This is a genomic window from Alkalihalobacillus sp. AL-G (assembly GCF_030643805.1).
Taxonomy (GTDB): domain Bacteria; phylum Bacillota; class Bacilli; order Bacillales; family Fictibacillaceae; genus Pseudalkalibacillus.
On the sequence record NZ_CP094656.1, the window covers coordinates 2,157,565 to 2,182,607 of the forward strand.

The following is a 25,043-nucleotide window of genomic DNA, read 5'->3' on the forward strand; positions in this document are numbered from 1 at the left end:
TTGTATTTGTATAAATGGACGAATTAAAGGAGGCAGTTATGGGTTCACGTATCATGCATTTAGTTACAGCAGACCTAGTTTGTAGACAATTGACAATAAGTGAGGCTTCACACTTTTACTTAGGTGCTGTTGTTCCTGATGCTCAAACACCGAAAGATTTGACACATTTTTTTGATTATAATCCTCAGGGATTAACGATTGCGGTTAACTACAATAGATTTATCGAAAAATACCAGCCAAATAATCACACCCCGTTCGAATTAGGGTATTTATGCCATTTGATAACCGATGATTTTTGGCTTAAAGACTTTTTTTTGGCCTGGATCAAAGAAAAAGTAGAGGAAAATCCAGGGTTTCAAGAGGCATACCATCGAGATTTCAGACGGTTGAACAGTATGTTGTTAAGATGGAATAAAAATGAGTCACTTCAAGCAGTTTTAAAGACGGGAACTTACAATGGCGGAATTGAAGAATTGGATGTTAGCAAGGTCCAACCTTTTCTCGAGGATATGCAGAATGATTTTATTACACCTGTCGATACCGAATCAAGGCCCCTTGAGGTATTCGAGTTTGAAGACATCATTCAATATATACATAACTCTGTTGAGAAAACGATACAGGTAATAAAGAGGATTTCTGGAGAAGGAAGAGAAAGCTAATGAATTATAAGAGATATTACAGTGCCATTGAATTTATAGAACAAGCGGAAGATTTTTTACTGCTAGATGAAGCCAAACATAACCTTCCACTCGGAATATTAAGCCAGTGCGCTGCAAAGGAACGAGAGAGTCAAAGTACTGATCCAAAGCCATATTTTGCATTAATACGAGATGACAAAGGTATTGCATTGACGTTAATAATGACACCGCCTTTTAATTTAGGGATTTTTGGTGATGAAAAACATGGCGACCTTGACCATGCATTCACAATCGCAGTAAATAATCTTTTAAAAGAGCGTGTTACCATACCTGGTGTAATCGGCGCCAACCAGCTTGTGGAACCATTTGTTGATCAATGGGGGAAAACGACTGGTGCTAAACCTGTGATTGCAATGGAACAAGCCATCTATGAATTGACCGAAGTACAAAGTGTGCCGGTGATTCCAGGGAAAATGAGAGCTGCTACTGAACAGGATTTAGACTTGGTTATCAATTGGATACATGAGTTTACGAATGTGACTGAAGCGCCCTTGTCCAAGGAGGATTCTATAAAACGTGCGAAGGAATTCATCGGGCAACGTTCTATTCATATGTGGGAAGACGGGGAACCAGTTTCCATGGCACGACAGGCTAGATCGACAAAGAATGGGATTGTGATCAATTTGGTCTATACGCCTCCTGAATTTCAGAGAAAAGGGTACGCGACGTCCTGTGTTGCCGCACTGAGTCAAAAACTGCTTGATAGTGGATACAAGTTTTGTAGTTTATATACCGACCTATCAAATCCGACCTCTAATCGAATTTATGGAAAAATAGGTTATCGTACCATTGGGGAATCCATCGTTTATCGATTTGAAACGGACTGACCTATTAGATGAAATAGGCTTGTACTTCGGTCAGAATGGAAGGACTAAGCTTTTTACTAATCTGTTATTTATGCTAAACATCCACGATTCCTGAACCTTACAATATACTAATGAAAATTGTTGGGTTCACACAATTTTTCGTTTCAACAAAGGAGATCGCTATGAAAAGTGCAATCATTGGAAGTATTCTTTCTGCTTAGCTACTGGAATGCTTTACTTGACTCATATCTTTGTCATAGTACTATTGATGGGCTGATCGTATCAGTCCTTTTATTTTTGTTGATATCATCAGTGAATTATAAAAATAAGAAAAAAACCTATATTATAGGCGTTTGTCCGTTCCAAATTCCCGGTTTTTTTATATGTTAGTAACGACAGAAAACAAATTCAGAAATATAAACAATAATATTCTCTGACACACCACGAAAGGGGGGGAACAATGTGGAGGATAAAGCGAAAAAGAAGTCACTGAACGAACCGGAAAATCATGAACAATCTGTTAACCCATGGGACGCAATGTGGGGATTAAGATCAGATGAAGAGCCCGACATCGAAGAAGTTGAAGAAAAGGGTGACACGGAAGAGGAACAAGACGATAGACGCGATCCATGGTTGTGGTAACCATAAATAAAAGTAAAAAAAGAATTCTCGAATACAGGGCTGGCATTTGGATTCCTTCTCCAATGTGCCAGTTCTTCATTTTACCAAATTGACGTTTTCGAAAATACTTCATTTTCATTGGTTAATCTTTTAATATATAGATAGATAGGGGAAAGGGTGAGAAAATGCCGGACTGGTCCTACCACACGTTTTTTAAACCATTATTGAATCGTCTTGCTCCTGAAAAAGCACGAACAATCACACTTCGAACGATGAACACCCTGGTTTCGTTGCCATTTGGCTATCGGGTCATCGAATTTTTTGGGCATATGGCACCCTTGCAATCAATCCAAAAAAGAGTATGTGGGATAGAAGTCTCCAGCCCGATCGGGTTAAGCGGACAGGTCGATCCACAGCTTGAAGGAATTCGAGCCTTATCTTGTCTCGGATTTGGATTTATAGAAATCGGCCCTGTTACACGAAATACTGTTAAACAACCTGATATTAAGTTGAATACCGAAAACGATACGATTGAATACAGTCACTTGCTGGAGAATAGAGGTGTAGAGCAAACCGAGAAGGTATTGTCTGTGATTAATCTCGATGTGCCAATTTTGTTAAGAATCGGCGAGAAGTCTCTAAAAGATATCCTTTATATCATTGAAAAATTAAATCCTTTTGTTGACTGGATTGTCGTCGACATAAACATTAAACAAGAGGATCTTTCATTGATTCGTAAAATGACCAAACGTCCGATTTTAATTAATGTCGATGAGAAGTCATTTAAAAAGTCCTTGTTCAATGATGTTGACGGGTTTTACTTATCAGAAGGGCAAAAAAATCAACGTACATATAAAGTGGGACAATTTGAACTTCCCAATAAGTTGGATCAGGTCAAACATTTAATACATTTCAGAAAACCAATTGTTGCTTCAGGAGGGGTCCATGAGCCAGGGGATGCACTCGAGCTTCTCGAAGCCGGAGCTGATTTGATTCAGCTTCATAGCGGATTTGTTTATTCTGGACCTGGTCTACCGAAACGAATCAACGAAGTTATTTCATCGAATCATACTGAACCGAAACATAACCAGAGAGGTTGGTTGTCCAGTTTTTTTATGGGATTTGGAGTATTCATCGCTGGACTAATTGCATGTTTTGTCGGTTTGACCGATGTATTACTTGCTTATGATGAACAGTTCCTCGGCATGAAGAAGGAAGAAATTCAACAGTTTAGTGAGCAGCTTTTTTATTTTATGTCACACGATAGAATCAGTCTAGCGGGTGTAATGATATCAGCCGGATTTCTCTATATGATGCTTGCTTATTTTGGAATTCGTACAGGTCAGCATTGGGCAAGAAAGGTCTTTTACGTTGCAGCGACACTTGGTTTCTTAAACTTTTTTTATTTTCTAGGATTCGGTTATCTTGACCGCATCCATTTGTTGTACAACGCCTTGATTCTACCGTTTTTTCTGTACGGGTTCTATCACACTAGAACGATGTCACAAGGTGAAACAGGCTACAATTTACGTAACACAGATGCCTGGAGAAAAAGCCAATTCGGTCAAAGCATGTTCATTATTCTTGGTGCAGCCTTTTTAACGGCGGGTATTGTGATTTCATTCATCGGCCTGACCAATGTGTTTGTAAAAGAGGACCTCGGATATTTGCACCTTGAACCTGACCAAATCCATGAACATAATGAAAACTTTATCCCATTGATAGCTCATGACCGTGCAGGTTTTGGAGGTGCATTACTATCGGTTGGCTTGCTCATATCTCTCATTTCATTGTGGGGCTTTCGTGAAGGAGAGAAGTGGGTCTGGTGGGCATTGACGCTAGGGGGAATCCCTGGGTTTGCCGCAGGTATCGGCATTCATTATCACATCGGATACGTCGATCAATACCACTTATCTCCAGCGTATTTTGCTTTTCTGCTGTATATCCTTGGTGTTTTTTATTCCTACCCATATTTGATGAAAAAGGGCGACTATTTTATGAGAAAAACGAATTCTATCTAGTAAGACATAGCTCAAATATTAAGAGAGGGACTGACGATGTTTTGTCAGTCCCTCTTTTATAGAAACTTTAAAAGATAATATGAGCCATCAATACGATAACCGGTAGTGTAATCAATGTACGTTCAAGGAAAATGATTACGAGATCTTTGAAGTTAACCGGTATTTTCGACCCTAATAGCAATCCGCCTACCTCAGACATATAAATAAGCTGGGTTACGGATAAACAAGCAATGATGAATAATGTCATTTCACTTTCAATGATGCTGCTTCCGATAACGGTTGGAAGGAACATATCTGCAAAACCAACAACTATTGTTTGTGCCGCATCAGATGCTTCAGGAACTTGCATGAGCTCCAACAACGGTACAAACGGAGCCCCGAGCCATACAAACAAAGGTGTATATTCTGCGATGATCAAAGCGATTGTTCCAATGGCCATGACAATCGGGATAACACCCATCCACATATCAAGGACGTTTTGTGTGCCCCCTTTGATGATCGCATCAAATGATTTGGTTTTACGAGCATTTGTTGCAGCTTCTTCTAATCCCCACTTAAGAGGAGTTTTGCCCTCTGGAATCGCCTCGACGTTACGATTTCCGACTGATTCAGAATAAGAATCCTTTTTGCGAGATAAAGGAGGGATACGTGGCGTGATCAATGCAGCTGCTAATCCAGCAAGAACAATGGTCAAATAATACGGACCGAAATATTCTTCTAATCCTACTTGTTTAAGGACGACAATCGTAAATGTAATCGAAACGACGGAAAATGTGGTCCCGATCACTGCAGCTTCACGCTTTGAATAAAACCCTTCTTCATATTGCTTACTTGTTAACAATACTCCAATTGTACCGTCACCTAGCCATGAAGCTAAACAATCGATAGAGGAGCGCCCGGGCAGCGTGAACACAGGTCGCATAAACTTCGTCAACAACGCACCGAACAATTCCAATAATCCGAAATTCAAGAGTAGTGGTAAAAACAATCCGGCAAATAGGAAAACGGAAAATAACACCGGAATGAGTACCTCTAACAATAAGCCTCCTGTATTAGCTGACCAAATCCATTCAGGTCCAATTTGGAACAAAGTTATAATTGCAAAAATCATTCCAAGTATACGAGTGATGACCCAAACCGGATGTACATAAAACAGGGTCTTTAAAAATACATTTTTCATAATAAAGGAAGGCTTGGATAGCCTTGCAAATATAGTTAGAAGTACAGTGAGTGTAATGATCGCGGTCATTATTGCCGGGATACTTGTCCCCAATAACCTCTGAAGCCAATCTGCAAGTAACGCTACAGGTATTGTAACCGCACCATTGTATTCGATTGGAATCATGAATAAGAATATTCCGATTAATGAAGGGATAATGAATTTTACATAATTTGCTACAGTTAATGCTTGGGTTGAAGCTTGCTGTGAATTCTTGCTGTCCATGTGTTATAAATCACCTCATGTTGTGGAATTTTGTAATACATTTACCTAGTATTATTTCCTTCAGAACCCCATTCGTAAATTAAAGAAACAAGCATACTACCATTTATTTGTATAAACATGTAAATCGATAGCTTGTCTAATAGACTATGGGTGCGAAAATTTCTGTATAATGGACTAGATGTAAATGCATGAATAATAATCAAACAGTATAATCATAACATACTTAACTTTTTAAAGGAAACGAGGCAAGCGTCAAACTTTTGACGGCGGTCGCCATAGTTGCTCTTACACTAGAGAAAGTATTTTTAGACTTTTTTAACGTGCAAAAAATAGGGGCTTCTGATCGAACTTAGGTATCCTAGTGATAATTCATATGAAATTGTGTTTAAAAACCAATCACTTGTCCCTATCAAAGAAAGGGTGAAAAACATATTATGTATTGTAAAAGAAGGTAATTCTGTGTGGATTACTCTTTTTTAATAATCCTTGAAAGGGGGATACTATAAATGTCTTACGGTTACGGAACAGGCTTTGCCTTAATCGTTGTATTGTTTATTCTCCTCATTATTGTTGGAGTTAGCTTTGTGAAATATTAATCGGATTGAAACAGACTCAAGCACGAAGCCATAAAAGCTTTTGTGTTTGGGTCAGTTTCTTTTTCGAGTGATTTTTAAAATAGTGAAGGAGAATTGAAATGCCATCTATTATTTTAGCCCCGATAAAGATTACGTCTGTCAGCGGAGATGGGACTGTGAGTTTTGGAGATGTATTCTATAATGCTCCGAAATCAACGTCAAAATCTGCCTCGGGTGCAGGCGGAGGAAATACCGGTGATTTTATGACCTCTACTACGATTTTCAATATTACTTTACCGATTGATCCCGATGCTAGTGATAGTGACAACATCGGAAACGTATAACAAACGTGGGACTGTTAAACGATTCGAGCTTGCTACCTTATCACTGTAGGATGCAGGTAAAGTTCTTTTCGATTGATTCAGTCCCACTTAATCATCCTCATATTTGATTTCGACCTTTTTCTTCTTACGTTCATCTGTCAATAAACGGTACAAGCGGATATATAGGAGACCTTTACGGTAATATGCTTCAATCGGATTCTCACGAACAGAGTAAGGCAGGTCGATTTCCCGCTCAAATCTACCCTGGAAAATTTCATCCTGTCGAACAGACATTCCACTAACATGAAAGTTCGTGTTCCCAATCAGCTTCACCGCATTTTTATATACATAGACTTCGACATCATCGATATTTTTTAAACCTGGCAAGGAAACAACACATACTAGTTCATTGTCTGATTCGTAAAGGTTAACATGCGGCCCTGTAGATTGTTTTTTATCATCGAAGCCGGGAAAGAAACTTTGGTTCATATATTTATCCGCAAGTTGTTTCCATTCCATCATCTTAGACCAGGAATCCATAACATCTCCTCAAATCTAACAAAAGTATTTAAGTAGGTGGGTTCAATGGTACAAGCGGACCCTCAATGCTAGGTTCATACACCCCGTCAAAGGGCTGCGTCATTTCTGGGGCAGGACCTGTGAACCCTCCAGTATTGTATAAATAGGACGAAGGTTTCATTACCCCGCACGTTCCTATTTGCAATACAGAAGAGTTGGATAATCCGTCAATCCTGAGTGTTTGTATCGAGATCGTTTGATTAACAAATAGTTTCACAATAAGACCTCCTATTCATACGGATTAACAACAAAATGTCGAATATGTTTCACACGGCTTTGTGAAGTGATGCAGTCTGTTTTCCCAATACGAACTGATGAAGCAGCTGCTACTCCTAATATTTGTATTGAATTTACTTGTATCGCTGAATCCCTGTTTTCCTTATTGACAGGAATTACCTCAATATCAATATTCGGAAATGGCGTTTTGAAAAACGGGTATAATTCAAATGTATGTTCTTCCTCATCATAGCTTGAGGCCTGTCGCTGGACCGCTAAAGATTGTGCATATGGGGTCAGGAATCGAGTATCTCCAGCCTGAAAAATAGAAGAAGAAGATACTGCTTGAATGTTGACTTTTTGAACAATCGACGTCCGTTCCATTCGTTAACTTTCCTTTGCTAATGGAACCAAAGGAGTTCCAATAATCAACGATTCTGGAGGTGTGTCAAACATTGATTGGCAATTGATGATATCACTGTCACCAACGAGCACTAAGGAAGAGATGCCGACACCGATGATTTGAATATCTCCAACTGATAATTGTTTGTTGACCACATTAAGTTCCATTTTGGTTTCCACCTTGTGATTTTTGTCTTTCTTGATTTAAGTAGATCTCGATCCCACTCATGATATCTTTTTTTATCTGATTCATAATCCGATCCACTTCCTGGTGAGGATTAGCTCGAGCCTCCTCATGTTTTGCAGCCATCACATAATGGGGCAGCCTCATGCCCATTTGTTGCTTTATGTCATCAACAATTGCTTTATGCCGTGAGGGATCTACGAAATAGTTCATTTTCTGTTCGACTTGCTTAATGTCCGAATAAATATCTTCATTCAAATAGCGCTCAACACACTGGTTCATCCATTGATAGAAATCATTGTAATATGCGTCTCCGGCTCCTGACTGTTGACCGATATCCGGTGGATTTCCGTTTATAGTGAATTCATCAATATTTTCAAGTCCGCTCCCGCCTGGCGATAATCCGATATTCAAAGTACCTTCTAACGTATCAATTTTAAGCTGATCGAAGTTATATTCAATCGTTCGGGGCTCCTGCTTGAGTTGAGCTAATTCCGTCTTTAATGTTGATAAAGTTGTTTCGATAGATTCTGTTTTATTTTGTAATTGACGTAAAAGTTCTTCTAGTTGTTGAATCCGCTGATGCATGTAGTTTGAATTGCTCAAGTCCTCACCCCCTTTACTAGCCTATGCGTTAAAAATAAAAAATTAACTGTGTTCACATAAGCATGTAAAGGAAAAATGGGAAGGAGAGTGATATTGCCTAAGTGTTTCCGATATTACTGTTGTCAACATTGTCTGCATCGACCGTGTGGGTAACACTGTAACCATTTTTGACTCGGAGGTAATTTCCAGTGTTAAATGATCCAGCCCCTGCAAATGTTTTTGTCTGACTCCTTGGTTCAATATGAAACACATCACCTATATTGACAACCGCACTTCCGGAGATATCGTTGATTTTAATTGCTCCAACAAAGGCAGGCATGGGAAACATCCTTTTAATCTAACTAGTTTATACCACTTTATGCGATTACCCGGTTTGTTGTTCGTTTACAGTTGCCATCAATCAGCGAACTGCATAGGATATCATAAATGTTTATTTGATGTTTTACAGGAAGGAATAATCCATTTTTGCAGGTAACAAGGGAGGAGAAAGTAACGTAATGCCATCTATCATATTAGCTCCAATAAAGATCAGTGCAGTATCTAGTAATGGTACCGTCAATTTCGGTGATACGTTATATATATCACCGAAGTCAACTTCCAAATCCGCTTCAGGTTCAGGTGGCGGGAATACAGGTGATTTCATGCTTGTAAACAATGTCTGGAATATAACAAATACAATTGATCCGGATATAAGCGATTCAAATAACCTTGCGAATTTTTAGTTGAATGCATTAATCAAATTGATAAAAAAGTGAAAAGGGGAGTAAAATGGATTTTTGGAAAAATCAGTTGATGAATCTTTTTGATGAAAAGCGGTTAGACGAATTTGTGAATTCAATGGACCAATATTTGAATGAATCCTTGTCAAACTTTGATCAACATATGAAACAGTTTCATTCAACTTACTTATTTGATATTGATACAACAGAAACGGAAAATGAACTAATTTTAAAAGCAACCCTTCCAATAAGTGAAAATGATCGCGTTAAGCTTGACATGGTTAACCATCAGTTGAGAATCTTAATCCAACGGTTCGAATCTGAGAAAGTTGAAAATGAGCATGGAGAAACACTAAGAAAAGAGAACTTTTCAAAGCGTATCGAACGGTACGTCCCTATACCACCGAATGTATCACATGAAAAAATAAAAGCGTCGATGTCTGGAAAACAATTAATCATCCGTATTCCAAAACAAGGGGACCTCTCACAAAATATTGATATTGATATCTTCTGAAAATACCATACAATTAAAAGTAACACGTATTTCAAAAAGCCTGCGCAAGAAGTTCCTCGCAGGCTTAACTTTACTATATAGAGGTGGTTGAAAATGTACTGGATACGAAACTTGTTTTGTTTCCCGACAGTAGTATGGATCGCACGTAATCAGGATGAACTTAAGCGGGTATTATCTAAGTTACAAGAAGTGAACATTTCTGTCAGAGTGGAAACAGGAACCAATCGCGATATCGTTTGTTCAAATGGAAGATCTGTTTATAAAGTGAAGGTATGTGCCGTCCATTACATGGTAGCAAAATCCCTTTTACGGAGAACAAAGTCATTTTCTCATTAATAATCACATTAAAGAAGCAAGGACGAGCCTGGAACAATTATGGATGCTGTTCGTGTTTGGGATCGTTATGATCATTTTGTTGGATGGTTAGGTTTGTCGGAAATATCGCTGCTGCGATCCCTACAAAAAGAACGAATGAAAACAAGAGCAGTTTTTTAAAAGAGTGTGGCGTTAGTGATGAAGCAGGTATGTACTTTTTAGTTAAGTATACAATCATGAGGATCATTAATCCAGTTTGTAGCAGGAAGAGGATCTTCAGCATCATGCTCCAATCATCAAGTGGCAGCATAGCCCCAAGCATCGCTCCCATCATTCCGCCCATAACACCAGAAAGGAAACCGTCTATCGAAGCAGGCAAACTGCACGGCAAACCTAATACGAGGCCAAGCGATCCGCCGAGTCCTATACTCACTAGTGTCGATAGGAACAAATCATCATGGAATATGAATCCGAAATAACTCCCCAATACAAGACCTACTGCCATCCCGATGGACATTGCTACGCACACTGCTTCCATGATTAAAAGCTCTTTTCTATAATTCAACACAATTGAGAACAAATACAGAAATAAATTGTATGACACGATTATCATTATTGCAAAACCAATGGTCATTGGATTCCTTGTCCTCCTTGATCTTGTCCTTATTTAAAAACATATGCGACAAACAATGAGGAAATGTGCCTGTACAAAAATTTTGGAAGGAGATTATCATCATTATTAGAAATAGATTAATTTCAGGAGAAAGGAGGATTTAGTTTGAAACATTATGAAAGTACTTTAGCGAAAGTATTAAAAAATGTTGGAATAATACATGTAGTGATCGGCTTGATTGGTGGCATAATTTCTGCCTTTGTTGTCGGTTTTATCACAATGTTATTCTGGTGGTGGGGAGGTTTTGTTGGAGGACTCATCTATTGGGCACTAGGGGAATTGATCAATCAGTTCGATGAAACACATGACCTCCAAGTACAGCAAATGAAAAACATTGAAAGAAAGCTTGATACTGTCCTTGAACGGTTGGATGAGCAACGTGATCGTTAGTTCAATACATAGTACACAAATTTTTGGCGTTTAACTTGAATCATTAAGAGGGATTAACGAGTTTTGAGTCAGCCCCTATAGTAATAGCGCAAATACGGCGATCGCCTACGCTAAGGTCCTGGCGATCGCCGAGTTTTCTTTTTTAGTCATTAAACCAGTTGCCCATTATCCCATTTGGGCTTGTATCATCGTTAGCCGTTTGGAGTGCTTCAGCGATATTGATGACACCGCTCCCTGTAAAAACATCCTTTCCGGGCCGTCCAACGTCCTCTGTTGTTTCCTTAATAATGTCGAGTACTTCAGTGTTTTTTAGATCCGGGTTAAGAGAACGAATCAACCCTGCTAAAGCCGAGACATGAGGCGTTGCCATCGATGTTCCCGATAAGGCTGCGTACTGCCCATCTAGATACGTGCTCGCAATATCTACACCCGGTGCTGCAACGTCTACATAATTTCCATAGTTTGAAAAAGAAGCCCTATTCAAATTCTGGTTTACTGCTGCAACTCCTAATACTCCTTCAAACCCTGCGGGATAACTTGTTTGGTTCGTATTTTCATTTCCAGTTGCCGCTACTAAAATAACATTTTTATTATTCGCGTAGTCAACCGCTTCTTTCATTGCTTGTGATGCTTTATAATTCCCTAGGCTCATATTGATAATATCCGCACCGTGATCGGTTGCCCATCGGATTCCTTTTGCAACATTGAATGACGTCCCGTAGCCTTCTGCGTTCATGGCTTTGATCGGCATGATTAAGTTATACCACGTCATTCCTGCAACCCCAAGACCATTATTCGTTTCTGAAGCGATGATACCTGCTACATGGGTACCGTGCCCATTATCATCATTTGGTGTAGGACTATCGGTCAGCACGTTATAACCGTCTGTAAGTCGCCCCATGAGATCCGGATGCTTCATATCTACACCTGTATCAATAACCGCAATGACAACATTCTCATTGCCTCTTGAAATATTCCAACCATCCTCGGTTTGTATTGCTGGTAGATTCCACTGATATTGTTGATAAAGCCGATCGTTGGTTATCGCATTTTGTAAGTAAATATAATTCGGCTCTGCAAACACAACATCATTTCTTTTTTTAAAATAGTCGATCAGATCTGGTGTAGAGAGGGATTTCGCCCTAAAAATATAGGTGGAATCCAGCTTTTCAGCTACTTCACCATCGATTGCTTTGTTAATTTGTAAAAGTTCATCGGAATCCGGTTTCACTTCAAACTTAACGGTTGCTTCATGCTCTTGGAAATGACTGTTCACCTTATTTTCATGGGTAATGACACCAAAGGAAGGGTCTGTGTTCAATTTTTGCACCAGCTTAGTTCCGAATTCGAGTGAATTTATTTCAACAAGTTGATCCGAATGCCGCGAAATTCCTAGAGGCTGAGGGCTGTTTGGATTGATCTCGCTACCTTGGCCTCTTGGAGCCTCAACTTCATTTGCTGGATAAAAAACGAATACTAGAGCTAATGCGAACAATGATGTCAATATGACCGCGACTGACTTGAATCTCATACGTATCACCTTCTAAGTTGTCTTTGTAATCAGGTTTTGTCATTTTCCCCCGTATTATTTTTTTGAATCAATGTCATGATATACTGTTTTAAATCAACATGTCGCATTGAGTCTGGCGATTGTTCCGAACCGATAATGATCATTGGTGCTGTTGAATCCAATCGATGAAGCGAGCCATGACCAGCACCACCGATATGAGTTGGCGTCTTTTCTGAAATCAACTCATGTCCAGGTTTTGCATCAACAATAAGAAATCGTGCATCATGGGAAAAGAGTGACCCATAGAGTCGAGAAAATGCATCTGGGTAATTTCCAAACTGTATCTGGTTCTCATTCATTGATACATCTAACACTGCTGGGTCGCCTTGTATCGACCAACTTTGGCCGTAATCATCTTCGTAATCCCCATCATTTTTCACTAATAAAGCTTCGTTATCTTCTGGGCTTTTGATGATTATTCCATCATTTTCTTTCCATGCCGTAAAACCAATTCGTTCATCTGCTAAAAGTAAATCGCTAATGTCGTCAAATTTCAATGTCTCATCTAACAAATAAATGTATGCCATCCGTTCATTCACAGCTAGCAATAGTTGGTCATTGGTGTTTATTGGCTGACCAGGTTTTACGAGATCGAAATCATCAAATATTGAACGCAAATCGATCAAAGCGGTTTCCTTTTCATCTCCAATCGGGGATTGACCACTATCTCCCATCACAATCCATGTCGCATTCTCAATCGCTTCTTCTTTCGAGCCGAATGCTTCTAATACCCGCAGCAATTCTTTGTCCGTTTTTGTAATTCCTTTTAAATCCATAGGACCGTTTTTATGAACGGTCTTGTCCGGATCAGGAAAGTATGCGAATGTGAATGAAGGTAGCTGGTCTTTTTCAATCAAGTAAATTAATTCATTTGCAGTATATACATCGTTCAATCCAAACCTTTGCCAAAATCGGTTATGGAGTTTATTTTTCGGATTCAGTTGTGACAGACGACCGAGTGAAAGTAAGGATGGACCCATCGTTACAAGGTCTTCGGGTAATAAATTCAGGATTGACGCGAACTTAGGTTTAGATAGCGCGTGAGGAGTATCCCCACGATAAATAAGCCCGTTAATTGAAGCTGAATCCTGATCTGCTTTTGCAAGCTCCTCATGGATGGTCTTTACATTTTTACTTAAGTGTTGGTTGTTCAGATTGATGATTCCATTCTTTAAGACTTGTTTGACACCAAGTGCCATGATTTCTTTGTTTCCACTGCCGTAGTTGATGAACCGATTCTCATTATTGTCATACCAAACAAGCCCAGGGAGACTGTGTTGATCCGGATAGGTTCCAGTCAAAATGGTACTATCAATCGTTACAGACATAGTTGGGTATGCAGAAATCGCTTCTGGAAAGTATTGTCCCTGGTTCTTTAAAAATTCAAGGGCAGGGGTTTTTTGGGTTTGTATTGCCTTCTGTAAGGAATTGTCCATCATTGAATCGATGACAATAAGAATAACGGGCTTTTTTGATGATGAAACAGGTTTTTGGATTCCTTTTCCCTCATAGCCATTTATATAAATGAACACAGCCACTACAAGTAATATGACGAAAATAACAACGATTAACTTTATCAATGTTCTCATCCTTTACCAACCTCAATTGAAGATAATGTTTTTAGTATGGCTAACATTGGATAGGATTATTTTCATATTTCAAAACACACTATTCATGAGGTTAATTCATACAATTTGGAGGTTTTTTTCATGTGGATCCAATACTGTCATGAACAATTTAAAAAGTGGGTCATGTTAATGTTCGAATATGAGTATGAGGACTTTTTGGAGTAGTTCCGATTTCAAAACTTAATGGTTGCCAGAAGCGGTAAATGATCAGAGGCTTCAGGCAGATAATCAAACACCTGGATATTCTTAGCTTTGACATGGTTGTTTCCAAACAGATAATCCAGTTGAACCCTTGGTCTTTTCGAAGGGTAGGTTGGCTGTCCGCTACCAAGATCATTTAACTTTGAATTTAATCTCCGCCAGTTTTTTTGACCTGATCTTAAATTGAAATCACCCATGACTAATACAGGGGTATTTTTTAAAGCGGTAGTATGCTTTAAAATAAACTCAATTTGTTTCCGTTGCAAAAAAGGGTTGATGCTCAAGTGCGTAACAAAAAAGTGTATTGGTAAAGAGTATGTAGGTTCGATCGTTGCTTGCAGCAAGGATCGGCCTTCAATTATCCCTGATATAAAATCCATTTGATGAGGTTTCTTTGCAACCAATGGAAACTTTGATAAAAGTGCATTCCCGTACTTTCCTCCATTTTTTGAAAAACGACATTTTAATGTAAGGGAAGGGGAGAAGCTATACTCGAACTTCAGTTTTTCAGCTAGATACTTAATTTCATCCATATAATCGCTTCGTTGCGAAAAACTACGATCAACCTCATTTAGGCCGATAATATCAGCATTACTCTCAATAATGACCGTTGCAATCCGATCAAGGTCGAGTCTTCCGTCCGTACCGACACCATGGTGAATATTAAACGTCATGATTTTCAATTCTCGCATACGATGGACACTCCTTCTCTCTATTATCATTGCATTATTTTTCGGAAACCATTCAGGTTCCAGATAAACATCCGAAAAATAAACGTAGAAGGATTATAGGCCGTACAAGTGATAGACTTTGGATAAAAGCGTTTAAAGAGTGATGTAGAGAAGCTTGTTAGTTGAAAATATAATGATTGATTTAGAGAATTATTTAAGAGGAGAAGGGTATGAAGGAGAATTACGAGTAAAGATCGATGGGGTAAACTGATCAAAAATTAAATTAATCCACACAAATCGAACATGCAAGAGTGTTTAACATGCCTTCCATGTGAACTTATGAGTCGAGAATAACATTATTGCATTCATAACACTTTACAGCGGCAAGGTCGATCTTTCTTTTCTGTAAATAATCGATGACCCGTTCGTCTGCTAACAATACCTGAACAACAAAACGGTACTTATTCGGGTTATTTAATAGCTCTTGATCATACGAATGTAGATTCCAGTGGGATTGATCTTCGTACCATTTCATCATCAGAGTATAGAGTCTGCCACTATGAACAAAAGCAAATCGGATTTCATCGTTATGAAAGGATCGGATAATGAGTGAACGCAATGGAACACACCTTCTTTCCTTAAAAATACATATCATTTTTATCGAGTATACTGTAAAAACAACTAAGACGGGTTAAAATTTATTCTCAAGTGTATGGCTGTGATGTAATTAATGTTTTCACTTTGGTGTTTCTTGCAGAAGCGTTTTCCTTGATCGAAGCATGTGGAAATTGCGGAGTAAAGGCTATCAATCAATTGAGATGAACGTTTGAATTGTGGAAGATTCACGTTGTCTTTCTTCTATTATATATAAAAGGCGATAAGAAAGATATGATTCATACTCAATTTAACACCCAAATGATATAATCGGTCATATTTTCCTATTTATCGATAATTTTTATAACCGAAAGGGAAGTGACATGTATACAGCATTAGAAATTTATTAAACAACTACACAATTTGAATCTAGGGTACTTCTTTTAGTCAATATGTGGTAAGTTTAGAAAAAAATGATTTAGAGGTGTTTCATGGTAAGGCTGATTTATTTTTCAATTGTTTTATGTTTCACATTTTTAGCGGGGTGCAGCGTTCAAGATAAAGTTAAGCTGGAATTACATATCAACAAAGATTCTTTTACGTTAGAGGACAAGATCATCGTAACAGCCAAGGCAACCAATACGAGTGAGGAAGATATTTCATACTTATCGAACGGATCATGTGGGATCACCTTGGATATCAGGAGTCCCTATTTTGGCAGGTTTGTTGAAGTTGAATCGAACTGTAATGACACGAATGCAACCCGTAAAACGTTACAAAGCGGTGAATCTATCGAGATAAAAAAATCTTATATTCCTAAGTTGAACATGACCCTGTTCCGCCATGAAGAAGATACTGAATTAGTACCCGCTCCTTCTGGTGATTATCAGGTTGCAGCAAGAATGGGATTCGAAATGGGTGAGCCCGGAATTTCTGTGAAAAAATCGGTACATATTGATGGGGGGAAACAATTATTAACCATTGAAGAAATCGATAAGGCGGTACATGAACATAATAAGGTCAAAGATTGGATTGAAAATCATACAGGAGACAATGTTGCGAAAGAAGACAATGGGAATTATTATATTCGGGAGAATGGAGACTGGGTTCGGGTCAACAAGGATACATACAAGAACTTACCGACTGGCATAAAGGAGCCTGGTCGATTCTTCGAAAACGGACATTGGAAACTAAAATACACGAACCAGCTTGGAGATGCACCCTATACATTAGAAGTAACGGTTGATGCGTATACCGGTGAGGTGATTGAAGTATCTACAAAGTAAAAATCATGAGGAATTATATCTACACGTTCGTTTATAGTTGATATTGCTGTAAAAAAAGATAGGCTGTAGCGCGAAACCGGAGAATTTACTGCGGAACTCAAAAAATTACTGTGAAACATGGAATCTGATGCAATATTACAAAGTTCGAACGATGAGACTTGCTTCGAGAGCAAAATAGAAGGCTGACCCAACATCCAACGATGTTCTTGGGTCAGCCTTTTTTTATTAGATGTACATTAATTCAAGCTGTTTTTGAACGTCTGCATTTTCTAAATACTCATCATAAGTCATTTGCTTGTCCATTACACCTTTATCGGTTAGCTCGATAATTCGGTTTGCGATCGTTTGGACGAACTGATGGTCATGAGACGCGAATAGCATCGATCCTTTGAATTTCATCAAACCGTTGTTCAAGGCAGTGATAGACTCTAGATCAAGGTGGTTCGTCGGATCATCCAACAATAAAACATTGGCATTGCTTAACATCATTTTTGATAGCATACAGCGGACTTTTTCCCCACCTGAAAGGACGCTTGCCTTTTTCATTACTTCATCACCAGAGAAGAGCATACGGCCAAGAAATCCTCGTAAGAACGATTCACTGTCATCCTCTGGAGAGAATTGGCGTAGCCAATCGACTAGATTCAGATCACTACCCTCGAAATACTTGGAATTATCCTTCGGGAAGTAGGCTTGCGATGTTGTCACTCCCCACTTGTAAGAACCAGCGTCAGGCTCCATTTCACCCATTAAAATTTTGAATAAAGTAGTCTTCGCAATTTCGTTTTTCCCTACTAATGCGATTTTGTCGTCCTTGTTCATAATAAAGCTCACATTATCAAGTACCTTTTCACCATTAACTGTTTTCGTCAGTCCTTCAACACGTAAAAGGTCATTCCCAATCTCACGTGCTGGTGAAAATCCAACAAATGGATAGCGGCGAGAGGACGGCCGAATATCATCCAATGAAATCTTATCAAGCAGCTTTTTCCGTGAAGTTGCTTGTTTCGATTTGGAAGCATTTGCACTGAATCGAGCGATGAACCCTTGGAGCTCCTTGATCTTTTCTTCCTTTTTCTTATTGGCATCCTGGGCCATTTTTTGTGCTAGTTGACTCGACTCGTACCAGAAGTCATAATTCCCGACATAGAGTTGGATTTTATTGAAGTCTAGATCGGCAATATGAGTACAAACTTTATTTAAAAAGTGACGATCGTGAGAAACGACGATGACAGTGTTCTCAAAATTGATCAAAAATTCCTCAAGCCAGTGGGTCGCCTTTAAATCCAAGTGGTTCGTCGGCTCATCCAGTAAGAGGATATCAGGGTTACCGAACAACGCTTGTGCTAATAACACCTTGACTTTTTCTGCACCCGTCAAATCTGCCATTTTCTTAGAATGGAGTTCTTCATCAACACCTAGTCCTTTAAGCAGGATCGCCGCATTGGATTCAGCTTCCCAACCATTCAGTTCGGCAAATTCACCTTCAAGCTCTGCCGCTTTTATCCCATCTTCCTCAGAGAAATCCGGTTTAGCATAGATTTCATCTTTTTCCTGCATGATTTCATATAAGCGATCATGACCCATAATGACGACACTAAGCACTTCAAATTCTTCATACTCGAAGTGATCCTGTTTTAATACGGTCATACGATGACCAGGCGGAATGTGAATGTCTCCTTTTTGAGGTTCAACTTCACCTGATAGAATTTTAAGAAACGTAGATTTTCCGGCACCATTCGCACCGATCAGCCCGTAACAGTTTCCGGGTGTAAACTTTATATTGACATCTTCAAACAGCTTACGGTCCGCAAACCGTAAACCAACATTTGTAACGGTAATCATTTTTTCATTCCTCCATCATTCATATACTTTGTGATTATAACATCTTTCCGACAACCATCGATAGTCTATGTAATAGATTTCCTATTAACTTTAAGTAAAATGGGGAATCCACCTAGTTAGTTTTGATTAATTGAAACCTATTAAAATTGCCCATATTATAATTCACGATTACTGTAGATGTACAAATAGTACATATTTCGCCTTTTTTGAGAAAGTATCTTGAATACGAAACCCTTAGTATATAAGGATTCTCTACAAAAAAATTTTATTTTCAAAAGTATTTTACATTTTCGACTATTAGCTCCAACCTACAACTTTGGTTTTTAAAGTGCGAAAGTACCTTATGTCGTTTTTTAAAACAAAATTGTTTGAAAAAAAGGGGAAAAACTTTATTTATAGAGTCCGTTTGTGATATTATAGATGCTGTCGTTTTAAAAACCCTTTAATTTTAGGGGGTATGTATACTTACACATCAGTCAACAAGAGTGGTTAAATTTGATTTCTACATTTAAAAGCATCATCCCATATTCATTATGAGAAATTAAATAAGACACGTTGAATCAGTGTATGGTTTATACAACATTACATAGGAGGGATACAATGGAAGGGGCAATCAACGAGAATTCGCAAACAGGAAAAAAGCGAAAACATCCTAAAGGTCTATTTTTATTGTTTATTACTGAAATGTGGGAGCGTTATAGCTACTATGGAATGAGATCTATCCTGGTTCTCTATTTGACTGCTGAACTGATCAGTGGCGGATTAGGGATGGATAAAGAGTCTGCATTGATGCTATACGGACTTTATACTGGATTAGTTTATTTTACTCCATTAATCGGAGGTTACCTTACAGACCGGCTTATGGGACTCCGGACCGCCATAACCATCGGTGGAATTACGATGGCAGCAGGGGACTTTACCTTGTTCGCTGTACAGGAACAGTGGGGACTCTATTTAGGTTTACTTTTATTGATCATTGGAAACGGTTTCTTCAAACCGAACATTTCAACCCTTGTAGGAGAGCTTTACGACAAGAATGATCCTCGTAAGGACTCAGCTTTTACCATTTTTTATATGGGAATCAATCTAGGAGCTCTTATTTCTCCACTTGTTGCAGGGTTGATCTACGCGACTTGGTTCCACGATACAACAGCGAATGGAATCGAAGTTTTCGGATTCAAATATGCGTTCTTAGCTTCTTCGATCGGGATGATCATCGGGCAAGTAACCTTTAACTCCCTATCTAAAAAATACTTAGGTGATGTAGGTGTAAAACCTGCAGCAACAATGGCAACGCCTGAAGATAGGAAAAACGCAGCGCCTTTAACAAAGCACGAGAAACATCGTACCGCAGTAATCTTGATTTTGGCATGTTTCACTGTCATGTTCTGGGCTGGATTCGAACAAGCGGGTGCATCTTTCACACTTTATACACGTGATTTCGTTGATCGTACCGTTTTCGGTTATGAAATACCGGTATCGTTCTTCCAATCACTGAACCCGTTATTCATCTTGTTATTGGCTCCAGTCGTTTCAGCACTCTGGTACAAATTATCCAGAACTAAGCGTGGTGACTTTTCGATACCGACAAAAATGTCTTTTGGACTGATCTTACTAGGATTAGGTTTCATGGTAATGGTTCCAGCAGTAATGATTACGGGAAGCGATGAGTCCGCTGCAGTTCAAGTTTCCATGTTGTTCATGATCGTTACCTACTTACTTCATACTCTAGGTGAGCTTTCGCTATCACCAATAGGTTTATCGCTTGTAAGTAAAATGTCTCCAGTTAAGATTGCTTCATTACTTATGGGTGTCTGGTTCTTGAGTAATGCAGCTGCTAACTACATGGCTGGATACATCGCATCATTAACTACTGAATTTGGGTACCTTGAGATCTTCACCTATCTAGGAATTGCTGCGTTTGCACTTGGGTTAGTACTACTTGCCCTCTCAAAACCGCTGCAAAAGCTAATGCATGTAGATGAAATTGACAATTCATCTAGGGTCTAAACTGCATTTGCGTCAATAGGGCTCCTTGACCCTGCTGATGCTATCGACGAAATTGATGAAAATCATGACATAAAGAAAACGGCAGCAAACAGTTTAAGCACTGCGTGTTGCCGTTTTTTCATACTCTTCAATGATCTCCAACCCCAGCTCCATTTATTTAGGCTGCATTTCCTATTGATTTTCTACTCAATAACGTTTATTGTTGTTACAAATGCATCAACCTAGTATAAGTTGTTGCATTTTTATCAACCTATGATTGGTTGATAAAAGTCTGAAAGAGGTGGGTCATGTGGACAATCGATGTATGTGTATTGCTTGCGACGTAAAATCATCACGTACGTTCAAAAAGGATTTTGTTACCATATTGTTAGAAAGTGCTGAACAAATTAATCGGAACTATCAAGGAGATCTCCTTATCCCATTTGATGTCCGTAATGGAGATGAATTGATTGGAGTTGTGAGGGATTTTTCAAAAGGGTATGAACTCACGAAAAAGCTTAAGGATTCCTTGGCTGAAAAAAATGTCTTTTTATACATAGGCATTGGTCTAGGACAATTAGAATCCAATGAGTTGTCGACGATCCACACGATGAATGGATCTGCAGTATTATATGCACTCGATGCACGAGACCGATTTTTAAAGAAAAACCATCCAGAAGCACGAAACTGGCTTGTTGACGAGAAGCGATCGTCCATATTTATTTATTCGAATGATTATCCGTATCAAGCCCTCAATGCTCTCATTTATTCCATAGAGGATAAGATTCATAATCGAAGTGATAAGCAAAAAGAAGTCGTTCAAGTTGTGAATGAAAACCCGAAACTTACATATGAACAAATCGGGAAACAAATGGGCTACAAATCTCCGAAATCGACCGTAAGCTATTTGCTTTCACGAGCAAGCTTCAATACCGTGAAAGCGATGGAGGAAAGTCTTGTGAATTTATTGGAAGAATTACAGCAACGGTATAAAAAAGAGGGGTCATAACATATGTTTCAATTATTCCTTGTATTTGTGCTCGCTCATTTGATGGCAGACTTCATTTTTCAACGAAGCAATATTATAGAACTAAAGAAAACAAACTTTCACAAAGGGTTACTGCGACATGTTTTTTGTCACTTTGTTCTTTCGCTAGCTGGTGTTCTCAGTTACTATTTCGTAAATGAAGATTGGTCCTTAAGCGTAGTCATTAAAAGTTTGATCGCTGTATTGGCAATCACTGTGGGGCACTATTTTATCGACTGGTTGAAGGAAACGGTAAAAAAGAAATATGACCATGTTTTCGTTTCCGGAAGTCTGTTCGTTTTTGATCAACTCCTTCACTTGATTTTAATTTTACTCATATTGAATGTCCTCGGAATGGTGACCTATTCGATGGAACAGTGGAACAGGGACATTGTTCAATTTCTGTTTGAAGGGATCGAGTTTACAAACGTAACGAAACTTTTACTCATTCTAAATCTTTTAATCCTATCAACGGAGGGAGCAGGTTACTTCTTAGGTATCGTACTGAAAAACCTCGGGCCAAATCCGACGTTGAATAAAGGAACGTACAGCATTACCGATGAAAAGACCGAAATCAAAACACTATTTAACGAAAAAGGGGAAGAGGTCAATGAAGTAACAACCATTAAAACAGAGCAATTTTACAAGGATTCCCCAAAGAATATTGGCAGATATATCGGAATGATCGAGCGTCTCCTGATCATCATTTTCATTGTTCAAGGATTTCCGCACGGGTTGCCATTTTTGATTGCAATCAAATCGTTAACGAGATTTAAGCAGTTTGAAAACAAGCAGTTCTCGGAGTATTATCTGATTGGAAGTTTATTCAGTGCATTGATCGCTGTAGTGATCGGGTACCTTGTTTTAAGGATTTTATAAAATTCAACTAGGTGAGTTGGCTTCCTCGTTATTACGTTGGACATGCCTCTAAAGAACCAACCCAGCGTAAAACTAGATTCCGTCTTCAGACCGAGTCGAAAACCTCCTCCAGAGTGTGTTTTAGATTGAAAAAGTTCGATACCATTATATTGAATTCATAAAGGGATCGAGCCTGAACAGCGTATACAATGCATGTTGTCGATGTTCAGTAAGTGTCTGTCGACTGGAGGAAACCATTACCTTTTATCGAAGTAAGAAGTAAATTCAATTTCTGAGGAGGATGATTGTGTTAACTTTTCCAAAACCAGATATCGAACAGTTTTTTCAAACTCTTTCGGTACAAGACTTTGTCCTAAGTCCAAATGAAAAACAGCTTGTGGTGAGTTCTAATATTAACGGGCACTATAACCTATGGGGGATGGACCTCCCAAACATGTTTCCGTATCCGTTAACCGCGAAGAATCAAAAAACGCACGCCTTGCATTATGCAAAGAATGGAGATTTTCTCATTGTCGGCTTCGATCAGGACGGTGATGAAAACATCCAATTATACGCCCTTGAACCGAGTGGTGGGAGCCTCTTGGATCTAAGACAAAAAGAGGGAGAAAAACACTACTTTGGTGCGTTGACCGATGACGGAGAACGTCTATTTTACACCTCATCAAAAGACAATCCATCCTATTTAAACGGCTATTGTTTCGACTTGACAACAGGAGAAGAAACCGTTGTTGTGGAGGGGAACGAGGCCATAATTGAACTGATCGATGTTAGTGCAGACGAAAAGAGCATCTTGTATTCAAAGCATTTTTCAAATTCGTTTATGCCTGCCATTGTAAAAACAAACGGAAAGGATTTATCCCTCACACCACCGACCGATGATGAGTTTACGGTAACTGAAGCCATTTTTACGACAAATGATTCAATATATTTTACGACGAACTATGAAGCTGATTTTTCTTACCTGGCCAGGTTCGACATACATACCAACGAGTTCACAAAGGTTCTAGAGCTGGAAGGTGAAGAGCTTTCATCCATTAAATATGATAAAACGAATGGTCGGTTGTTCATTACGAGTACAAGTAAAGCGGAAGATCGATTATTTGTTTATGACCTTCAAAACAACCAATCTAAACAAATTTCTCTTCCAATACACTTTATTAAAAAACTGATCGTCTCTACAAAAGGATCTTTATATTTACTTGGTGAAGGGTCCACTCAACTGAACAATATTTACCGACTCGATATTATTGAACGAAATTGGGAACAACTTACAAACTATAAGATCCCAGGAGTATCAAAGGAAGAGCTCGTTGAACCTGAAGTTGTAACGTATACTTCTTTTGACGGATTAAAGATTGAAGCATTATTTTACCGGGCAAATGAGGAAAGGAATAATGGTCATGTTATCCATTGGCCGCACGGAGGACCGCAATCGAGTGAACGGAAATACTTCATCTCCCTTTATCAATTGTTATTAAATAGAGGATATTCGATTTTTGCACCTAATTTCAGGGGTTCAACTGGTTACGGACTAAAGTTCATGAAAATGGTTGAACAGGACTGGGGATTCGGTCCACGTCTCGACAATGTTAAAGGAATCGAATGGCTCGTCGAAAACGGATATGTCGATTACGATAAAGTCTTTTTGATGGGCGGAAGTTTTGGAGGATACATGTCGTTATTGTTGCACGGGAGACATCCTGAATATTTCAAGGCAGTTGTAGACATTTGTGGCCCAAGCAATCTTTTCTCCTTTATCGATAGTGTTCCGGAACATTGGAAGCCTGGAATGCATAAGTTTGTTGGGGATCCTGTTGAACAAAAAGACAAATTAATAGAAGATTCACCATCAACCTATCTCGATCATATGAAAAAACCGATGCTAATGATTCAAGGGGCGAATGATCCACGTGTTGTAAAGGCTGAGTCTGATCAACTTGTTGAAGCACTTGAGAAAAATGGAACAGTGGTAGATTACATGGTTCTGGAAGATGAAGGTCATGGCTTTTCAAAAAAGGAAAATGAAATCAAGGTTTACCGGAGGATTTTGGAATTCTTCGAACAATATCGTTAGAAACGTTTCATTTCGGGGGTAGATATTTTTCTACCGCCCTTTTTAATGTGGAAGGAATTCGAATTTGAATATCGAAATTAAACTAATTAGACATAGGTAGAAATTGTATGCAACAAAATATACGCCTGACCGGCTTGGCCAAATGGTGAAACGACTAACTACGGTCTTAGAGAATCATGTCATTTTCAAAAAA

Annotated in this window: 28 protein-coding genes; 15 read left to right on the forward strand and 13 right to left on the reverse strand. The window is 38.8% G+C overall.

All coding sequences use genetic code 11. The features are described from left to right. Positions 1–38 precede the first annotated feature (38 nt). The 4 genes from MOJ78_RS11055 (at position 39) to MOJ78_RS11070 (ending at position 4,146) form a co-directional block, all read left to right on the forward strand. A complete protein-coding gene (locus MOJ78_RS11055) occupies positions 39–659 on the forward strand; it encodes a zinc dependent phospholipase C family protein (RefSeq protein ID WP_304977401.1) in 621 nt (206 codons plus the stop codon). Beyond that, complete coding sequence (locus MOJ78_RS11060) at positions 659–1,525, forward strand: GNAT family N-acetyltransferase (RefSeq protein ID WP_304977402.1); 867 nt, start codon at positions 659–661, stop codon at positions 1,523–1,525. The genes MOJ78_RS11055 and MOJ78_RS11060 overlap by 1 nt, the downstream gene beginning before the upstream one ends. A 441-nt stretch (positions 1,526–1,966) precedes the next feature. After that, entirely contained in the window at positions 1,967–2,146 is a 180-nt protein-coding gene (locus MOJ78_RS11065; RefSeq protein ID WP_304977403.1) for a hypothetical protein, read from the forward strand. A gap of 164 nt (positions 2,147–2,310) precedes the next feature. Then, on the forward strand, positions 2,311–4,146 hold the full coding sequence (locus tag MOJ78_RS11070) for a dihydroorotate dehydrogenase (RefSeq protein WP_304977404.1): 1,836 nt from the start codon (positions 2,311–2,313) through the stop codon (positions 4,144–4,146). A gap of 67 nt (positions 4,147–4,213) precedes the next feature. Here MOJ78_RS11070 and MOJ78_RS11075 read toward each other — a convergent pair whose 3' ends face one another. Next, positions 4,214–5,590, reverse strand: coding sequence for a YjiH family protein (locus MOJ78_RS11075; protein ID WP_304977405.1), 1,377 nt, complete (start codon positions 5,588–5,590; stop codon positions 4,214–4,216). Positions 5,591–6,096: 506 nt separating this feature from the next. On the opposite strand from MOJ78_RS11075, the gene MOJ78_RS11080 reads away from it, so the two are divergent. Together MOJ78_RS11080 and MOJ78_RS11085 are read left to right on the forward strand one after the other, a co-directional pair. Further along, complete coding sequence (locus MOJ78_RS11080) at positions 6,097–6,186, forward strand: YjcZ family sporulation protein (RefSeq protein ID WP_304977406.1); 90 nt, start codon at positions 6,097–6,099, stop codon at positions 6,184–6,186. 98 nt (positions 6,187–6,284) lie between these two features. Beyond that, entirely contained in the window at positions 6,285–6,509 is a 225-nt protein-coding gene (locus MOJ78_RS11085) for a spore germination protein (protein WP_304977407.1), read from the forward strand. Between the two features lie 87 nt (positions 6,510–6,596). Here MOJ78_RS11085 and MOJ78_RS11090 read toward each other — a convergent pair whose 3' ends face one another. The 6 genes from MOJ78_RS11090 to MOJ78_RS11115 all read right to left on the reverse strand — a co-directional run bounded on the left by MOJ78_RS11090 (position 6,597) and on the right by MOJ78_RS11115 (position 8,794). Beyond that, the gene (locus MOJ78_RS11090) at positions 6,597–7,028 is read right to left on the reverse strand and encodes an Hsp20/alpha crystallin family protein (RefSeq protein WP_304977408.1); all 432 of its coding nucleotides are present in this window, start codon (positions 7,026–7,028) and stop codon (positions 6,597–6,599) included. Positions 7,029–7,056: 28 nt separating this feature from the next. Further along, positions 7,057–7,284: a spore germination protein GerPB gene (locus MOJ78_RS11095; RefSeq protein ID WP_304977409.1), complete on the reverse strand. Its 228-nt coding sequence runs from the start codon at positions 7,282–7,284 to the stop codon at positions 7,057–7,059. Between the two features lie 11 nt (positions 7,285–7,295). Continuing rightward, complete coding sequence (locus tag MOJ78_RS11100) at positions 7,296–7,667, reverse strand: spore germination protein GerPE (RefSeq protein ID WP_304977410.1); 372 nt, start codon at positions 7,665–7,667, stop codon at positions 7,296–7,298. 3 nt (positions 7,668–7,670) lie between these two features. Beyond that, complete coding sequence (locus tag MOJ78_RS11105; RefSeq protein WP_304977411.1) at positions 7,671–7,853, reverse strand: spore gernimation protein GerPD; 183 nt, start codon at positions 7,851–7,853, stop codon at positions 7,671–7,673. Further along, the gene (gerPC, locus tag MOJ78_RS11110) at positions 7,843–8,475 is read right to left on the reverse strand and encodes a spore germination protein GerPC (RefSeq protein WP_304977412.1); all 633 of its coding nucleotides are present in this window, start codon (positions 8,473–8,475) and stop codon (positions 7,843–7,845) included. The genes MOJ78_RS11105 and gerPC overlap by 11 nt, the downstream gene beginning before the upstream one ends. 97 nt (positions 8,476–8,572) lie before the next feature. Continuing rightward, a complete protein-coding gene (locus MOJ78_RS11115; protein WP_304977413.1) occupies positions 8,573–8,794 on the reverse strand; it encodes a spore germination protein in 222 nt (73 codons plus the stop codon). A gap of 178 nt (positions 8,795–8,972) precedes the next feature. Between MOJ78_RS11115 and MOJ78_RS11120 the strand changes: the two genes are divergently transcribed. The 3 genes from MOJ78_RS11120 to MOJ78_RS11130 all read left to right on the forward strand — a co-directional run bounded on the left by MOJ78_RS11120 (position 8,973) and on the right by MOJ78_RS11130 (position 10,044). After that, the gene (locus MOJ78_RS11120; protein ID WP_304977414.1) at positions 8,973–9,197 is read left to right on the forward strand and encodes a spore germination protein; all 225 of its coding nucleotides are present in this window, start codon (positions 8,973–8,975) and stop codon (positions 9,195–9,197) included. A gap of 46 nt (positions 9,198–9,243) precedes the next feature. Beyond that, the gene (locus tag MOJ78_RS11125; RefSeq protein WP_304977415.1) at positions 9,244–9,708 is read left to right on the forward strand and encodes an Hsp20/alpha crystallin family protein; all 465 of its coding nucleotides are present in this window, start codon (positions 9,244–9,246) and stop codon (positions 9,706–9,708) included. A 93-nt stretch (positions 9,709–9,801) separates the two neighbouring features. Then, positions 9,802–10,044: a hypothetical protein gene (locus tag MOJ78_RS11130; RefSeq protein WP_304977416.1), complete on the forward strand. Its 243-nt coding sequence runs from the start codon at positions 9,802–9,804 to the stop codon at positions 10,042–10,044. 37 nt (positions 10,045–10,081) lie between these two features. Here the strand turns inward: MOJ78_RS11130 and MOJ78_RS11135 are convergent, their stop codons facing one another. Then, positions 10,082–10,657 carry a hypothetical protein gene (locus MOJ78_RS11135; RefSeq protein WP_304977417.1) on the reverse strand — a complete coding sequence of 192 codons (576 nt, stop codon included), beginning with the start codon at positions 10,655–10,657 and terminating at the stop codon, positions 10,082–10,084. A 144-nt stretch (positions 10,658–10,801) separates the two neighbouring features. Between MOJ78_RS11135 and MOJ78_RS11140 the strand changes: the two genes are divergently transcribed. After that, positions 10,802–11,086, forward strand: coding sequence for a hypothetical protein (locus MOJ78_RS11140; RefSeq protein ID WP_304977418.1), 285 nt, complete (start codon positions 10,802–10,804; stop codon positions 11,084–11,086). A 142-nt stretch (positions 11,087–11,228) separates the two neighbouring features. Here the strand turns inward: MOJ78_RS11140 and MOJ78_RS11145 are convergent, their stop codons facing one another. From MOJ78_RS11145 to MOJ78_RS11160, 4 genes are all read right to left on the reverse strand, one after another. Next, positions 11,229–12,617 (reverse strand): S8 family peptidase, encoded by a 1,389-nt coding sequence (locus MOJ78_RS11145; protein WP_304977419.1) that lies wholly within the window; start codon positions 12,615–12,617, stop codon positions 11,229–11,231. 29 nt (positions 12,618–12,646) lie between these two features. Beyond that, positions 12,647–14,245: an alkaline phosphatase family protein gene (locus MOJ78_RS11150; protein WP_304977420.1), complete on the reverse strand. Its 1,599-nt coding sequence runs from the start codon at positions 14,243–14,245 to the stop codon at positions 12,647–12,649. A gap of 212 nt (positions 14,246–14,457) precedes the next feature. After that, positions 14,458–15,177: an endonuclease/exonuclease/phosphatase family protein gene (locus MOJ78_RS11155; RefSeq protein WP_304977421.1), complete on the reverse strand. Its 720-nt coding sequence runs from the start codon at positions 15,175–15,177 to the stop codon at positions 14,458–14,460. Between the two features lie 316 nt (positions 15,178–15,493). Then, entirely contained in the window at positions 15,494–15,775 is a 282-nt protein-coding gene (locus MOJ78_RS11160) for a hypothetical protein (protein WP_304977422.1), read from the reverse strand. A gap of 466 nt (positions 15,776–16,241) precedes the next feature. On the opposite strand from MOJ78_RS11160, the gene MOJ78_RS11165 reads away from it, so the two are divergent. After that, a complete protein-coding gene (locus MOJ78_RS11165) occupies positions 16,242–17,036 on the forward strand; it encodes a hypothetical protein (protein WP_304977423.1) in 795 nt (264 codons plus the stop codon). A gap of 225 nt (positions 17,037–17,261) precedes the next feature. On the opposite strand, the gene MOJ78_RS11170 is transcribed toward MOJ78_RS11165, so the two are convergent. Continuing rightward, positions 17,262–18,881 carry an ABC-F family ATP-binding cassette domain-containing protein gene (locus MOJ78_RS11170; RefSeq protein ID WP_304977424.1) on the reverse strand — a complete coding sequence of 540 codons (1,620 nt, stop codon included), beginning with the start codon at positions 18,879–18,881 and terminating at the stop codon, positions 17,262–17,264. A 600-nt stretch (positions 18,882–19,481) separates the two neighbouring features. Here MOJ78_RS11170 and MOJ78_RS11175 point away from each other — a divergent pair. The 4 genes from MOJ78_RS11175 to MOJ78_RS11190 all read left to right on the forward strand — a co-directional run bounded on the left by MOJ78_RS11175 (position 19,482) and on the right by MOJ78_RS11190 (position 24,850). Further along, complete coding sequence (locus MOJ78_RS11175; protein ID WP_304977425.1) at positions 19,482–20,891, forward strand: peptide MFS transporter; 1,410 nt, start codon at positions 19,482–19,484, stop codon at positions 20,889–20,891. A gap of 289 nt (positions 20,892–21,180) precedes the next feature. After that, the gene (locus tag MOJ78_RS11180; protein WP_304977426.1) at positions 21,181–21,879 is read left to right on the forward strand and encodes a hypothetical protein; all 699 of its coding nucleotides are present in this window, start codon (positions 21,181–21,183) and stop codon (positions 21,877–21,879) included. A gap of 3 nt (positions 21,880–21,882) precedes the next feature. Continuing rightward, the gene (locus tag MOJ78_RS11185; protein ID WP_304977427.1) at positions 21,883–22,776 is read left to right on the forward strand and encodes a DUF3307 domain-containing protein; all 894 of its coding nucleotides are present in this window, start codon (positions 21,883–21,885) and stop codon (positions 22,774–22,776) included. A gap of 280 nt (positions 22,777–23,056) precedes the next feature. Next, entirely contained in the window at positions 23,057–24,850 is a 1,794-nt protein-coding gene (locus MOJ78_RS11190; protein WP_370529707.1) for a S9 family peptidase, read from the forward strand. Positions 24,851–25,043 lie beyond the last annotated feature (193 nt).

Coding starts and splice junctions, on each gene's coding strand:
- MOJ78_RS11080 (WP_304977406.1), top strand. CDS start 6,097: ATGTCTTACGGTTACGGAACAGGCTTTGCCTTAATCGTTGTATTGTTT.
- MOJ78_RS11120 (WP_304977414.1), top strand. CDS start 8,973: ATGCCATCTATCATATTAGCTCCAATAAAGATCAGTGCAGTATCTAGT.
- MOJ78_RS11135 (WP_304977417.1), bottom strand. CDS start 10,657: ATGACCATTGGTTTTGCAATAATGATAATCGTGTCATACAATTTATTT.
- MOJ78_RS11145 (WP_304977419.1), bottom strand. CDS start 12,617: ATGAGATTCAAGTCAGTCGCGGTCATATTGACATCATTGTTCGCATTA.
- MOJ78_RS11060 (WP_304977402.1), top strand. CDS start 659: ATGAATTATAAGAGATATTACAGTGCCATTGAATTTATAGAACAAGCG.
- MOJ78_RS11100 (WP_304977410.1), bottom strand. CDS start 7,667: ATGGAACGGACGTCGATTGTTCAAAAAGTCAACATTCAAGCAGTATCT.
- MOJ78_RS11105 (WP_304977411.1), bottom strand. CDS start 7,853: ATGGAACTTAATGTGGTCAACAAACAATTATCAGTTGGAGATATTCAA.
- MOJ78_RS11090 (WP_304977408.1), bottom strand. CDS start 7,028: ATGGATTCCTGGTCTAAGATGATGGAATGGAAACAACTTGCGGATAAA.
- MOJ78_RS11170 (WP_304977424.1), bottom strand. CDS start 18,881: ATGATTACCGTTACAAATGTTGGTTTACGGTTTGCGGACCGTAAGCTG.
- MOJ78_RS11085 (WP_304977407.1), top strand. CDS start 6,285: ATGCCATCTATTATTTTAGCCCCGATAAAGATTACGTCTGTCAGCGGA.
- MOJ78_RS11115 (WP_304977413.1), bottom strand. CDS start 8,794: ATGCCTGCCTTTGTTGGAGCAATTAAAATCAACGATATCTCCGGAAGT.
- MOJ78_RS11150 (WP_304977420.1), bottom strand. CDS start 14,245: ATGAGAACATTGATAAAGTTAATCGTTGTTATTTTCGTCATATTACTT.
- MOJ78_RS11055 (WP_304977401.1), top strand. CDS start 39: ATGGGTTCACGTATCATGCATTTAGTTACAGCAGACCTAGTTTGTAGA.
- MOJ78_RS11075 (WP_304977405.1), bottom strand. CDS start 5,590: ATGGACAGCAAGAATTCACAGCAAGCTTCAACCCAAGCATTAACTGTA.
- MOJ78_RS11165 (WP_304977423.1), top strand. CDS start 16,242: ATGGTAAGGCTGATTTATTTTTCAATTGTTTTATGTTTCACATTTTTA.
- MOJ78_RS11125 (WP_304977415.1), top strand. CDS start 9,244: ATGGATTTTTGGAAAAATCAGTTGATGAATCTTTTTGATGAAAAGCGG.
- MOJ78_RS11185 (WP_304977427.1), top strand. CDS start 21,883: ATGTTTCAATTATTCCTTGTATTTGTGCTCGCTCATTTGATGGCAGAC.
- MOJ78_RS11190 (WP_370529707.1), top strand. CDS start 23,057: ATGATTGTGTTAACTTTTCCAAAACCAGATATCGAACAGTTTTTTCAA.
- MOJ78_RS11155 (WP_304977421.1), bottom strand. CDS start 15,177: ATGCGAGAATTGAAAATCATGACGTTTAATATTCACCATGGTGTCGGT.
- MOJ78_RS11070 (WP_304977404.1), top strand. CDS start 2,311: ATGCCGGACTGGTCCTACCACACGTTTTTTAAACCATTATTGAATCGT.
- MOJ78_RS11175 (WP_304977425.1), top strand. CDS start 19,482: ATGGAAGGGGCAATCAACGAGAATTCGCAAACAGGAAAAAAGCGAAAA.
- MOJ78_RS11130 (WP_304977416.1), top strand. CDS start 9,802: ATGTACTGGATACGAAACTTGTTTTGTTTCCCGACAGTAGTATGGATC.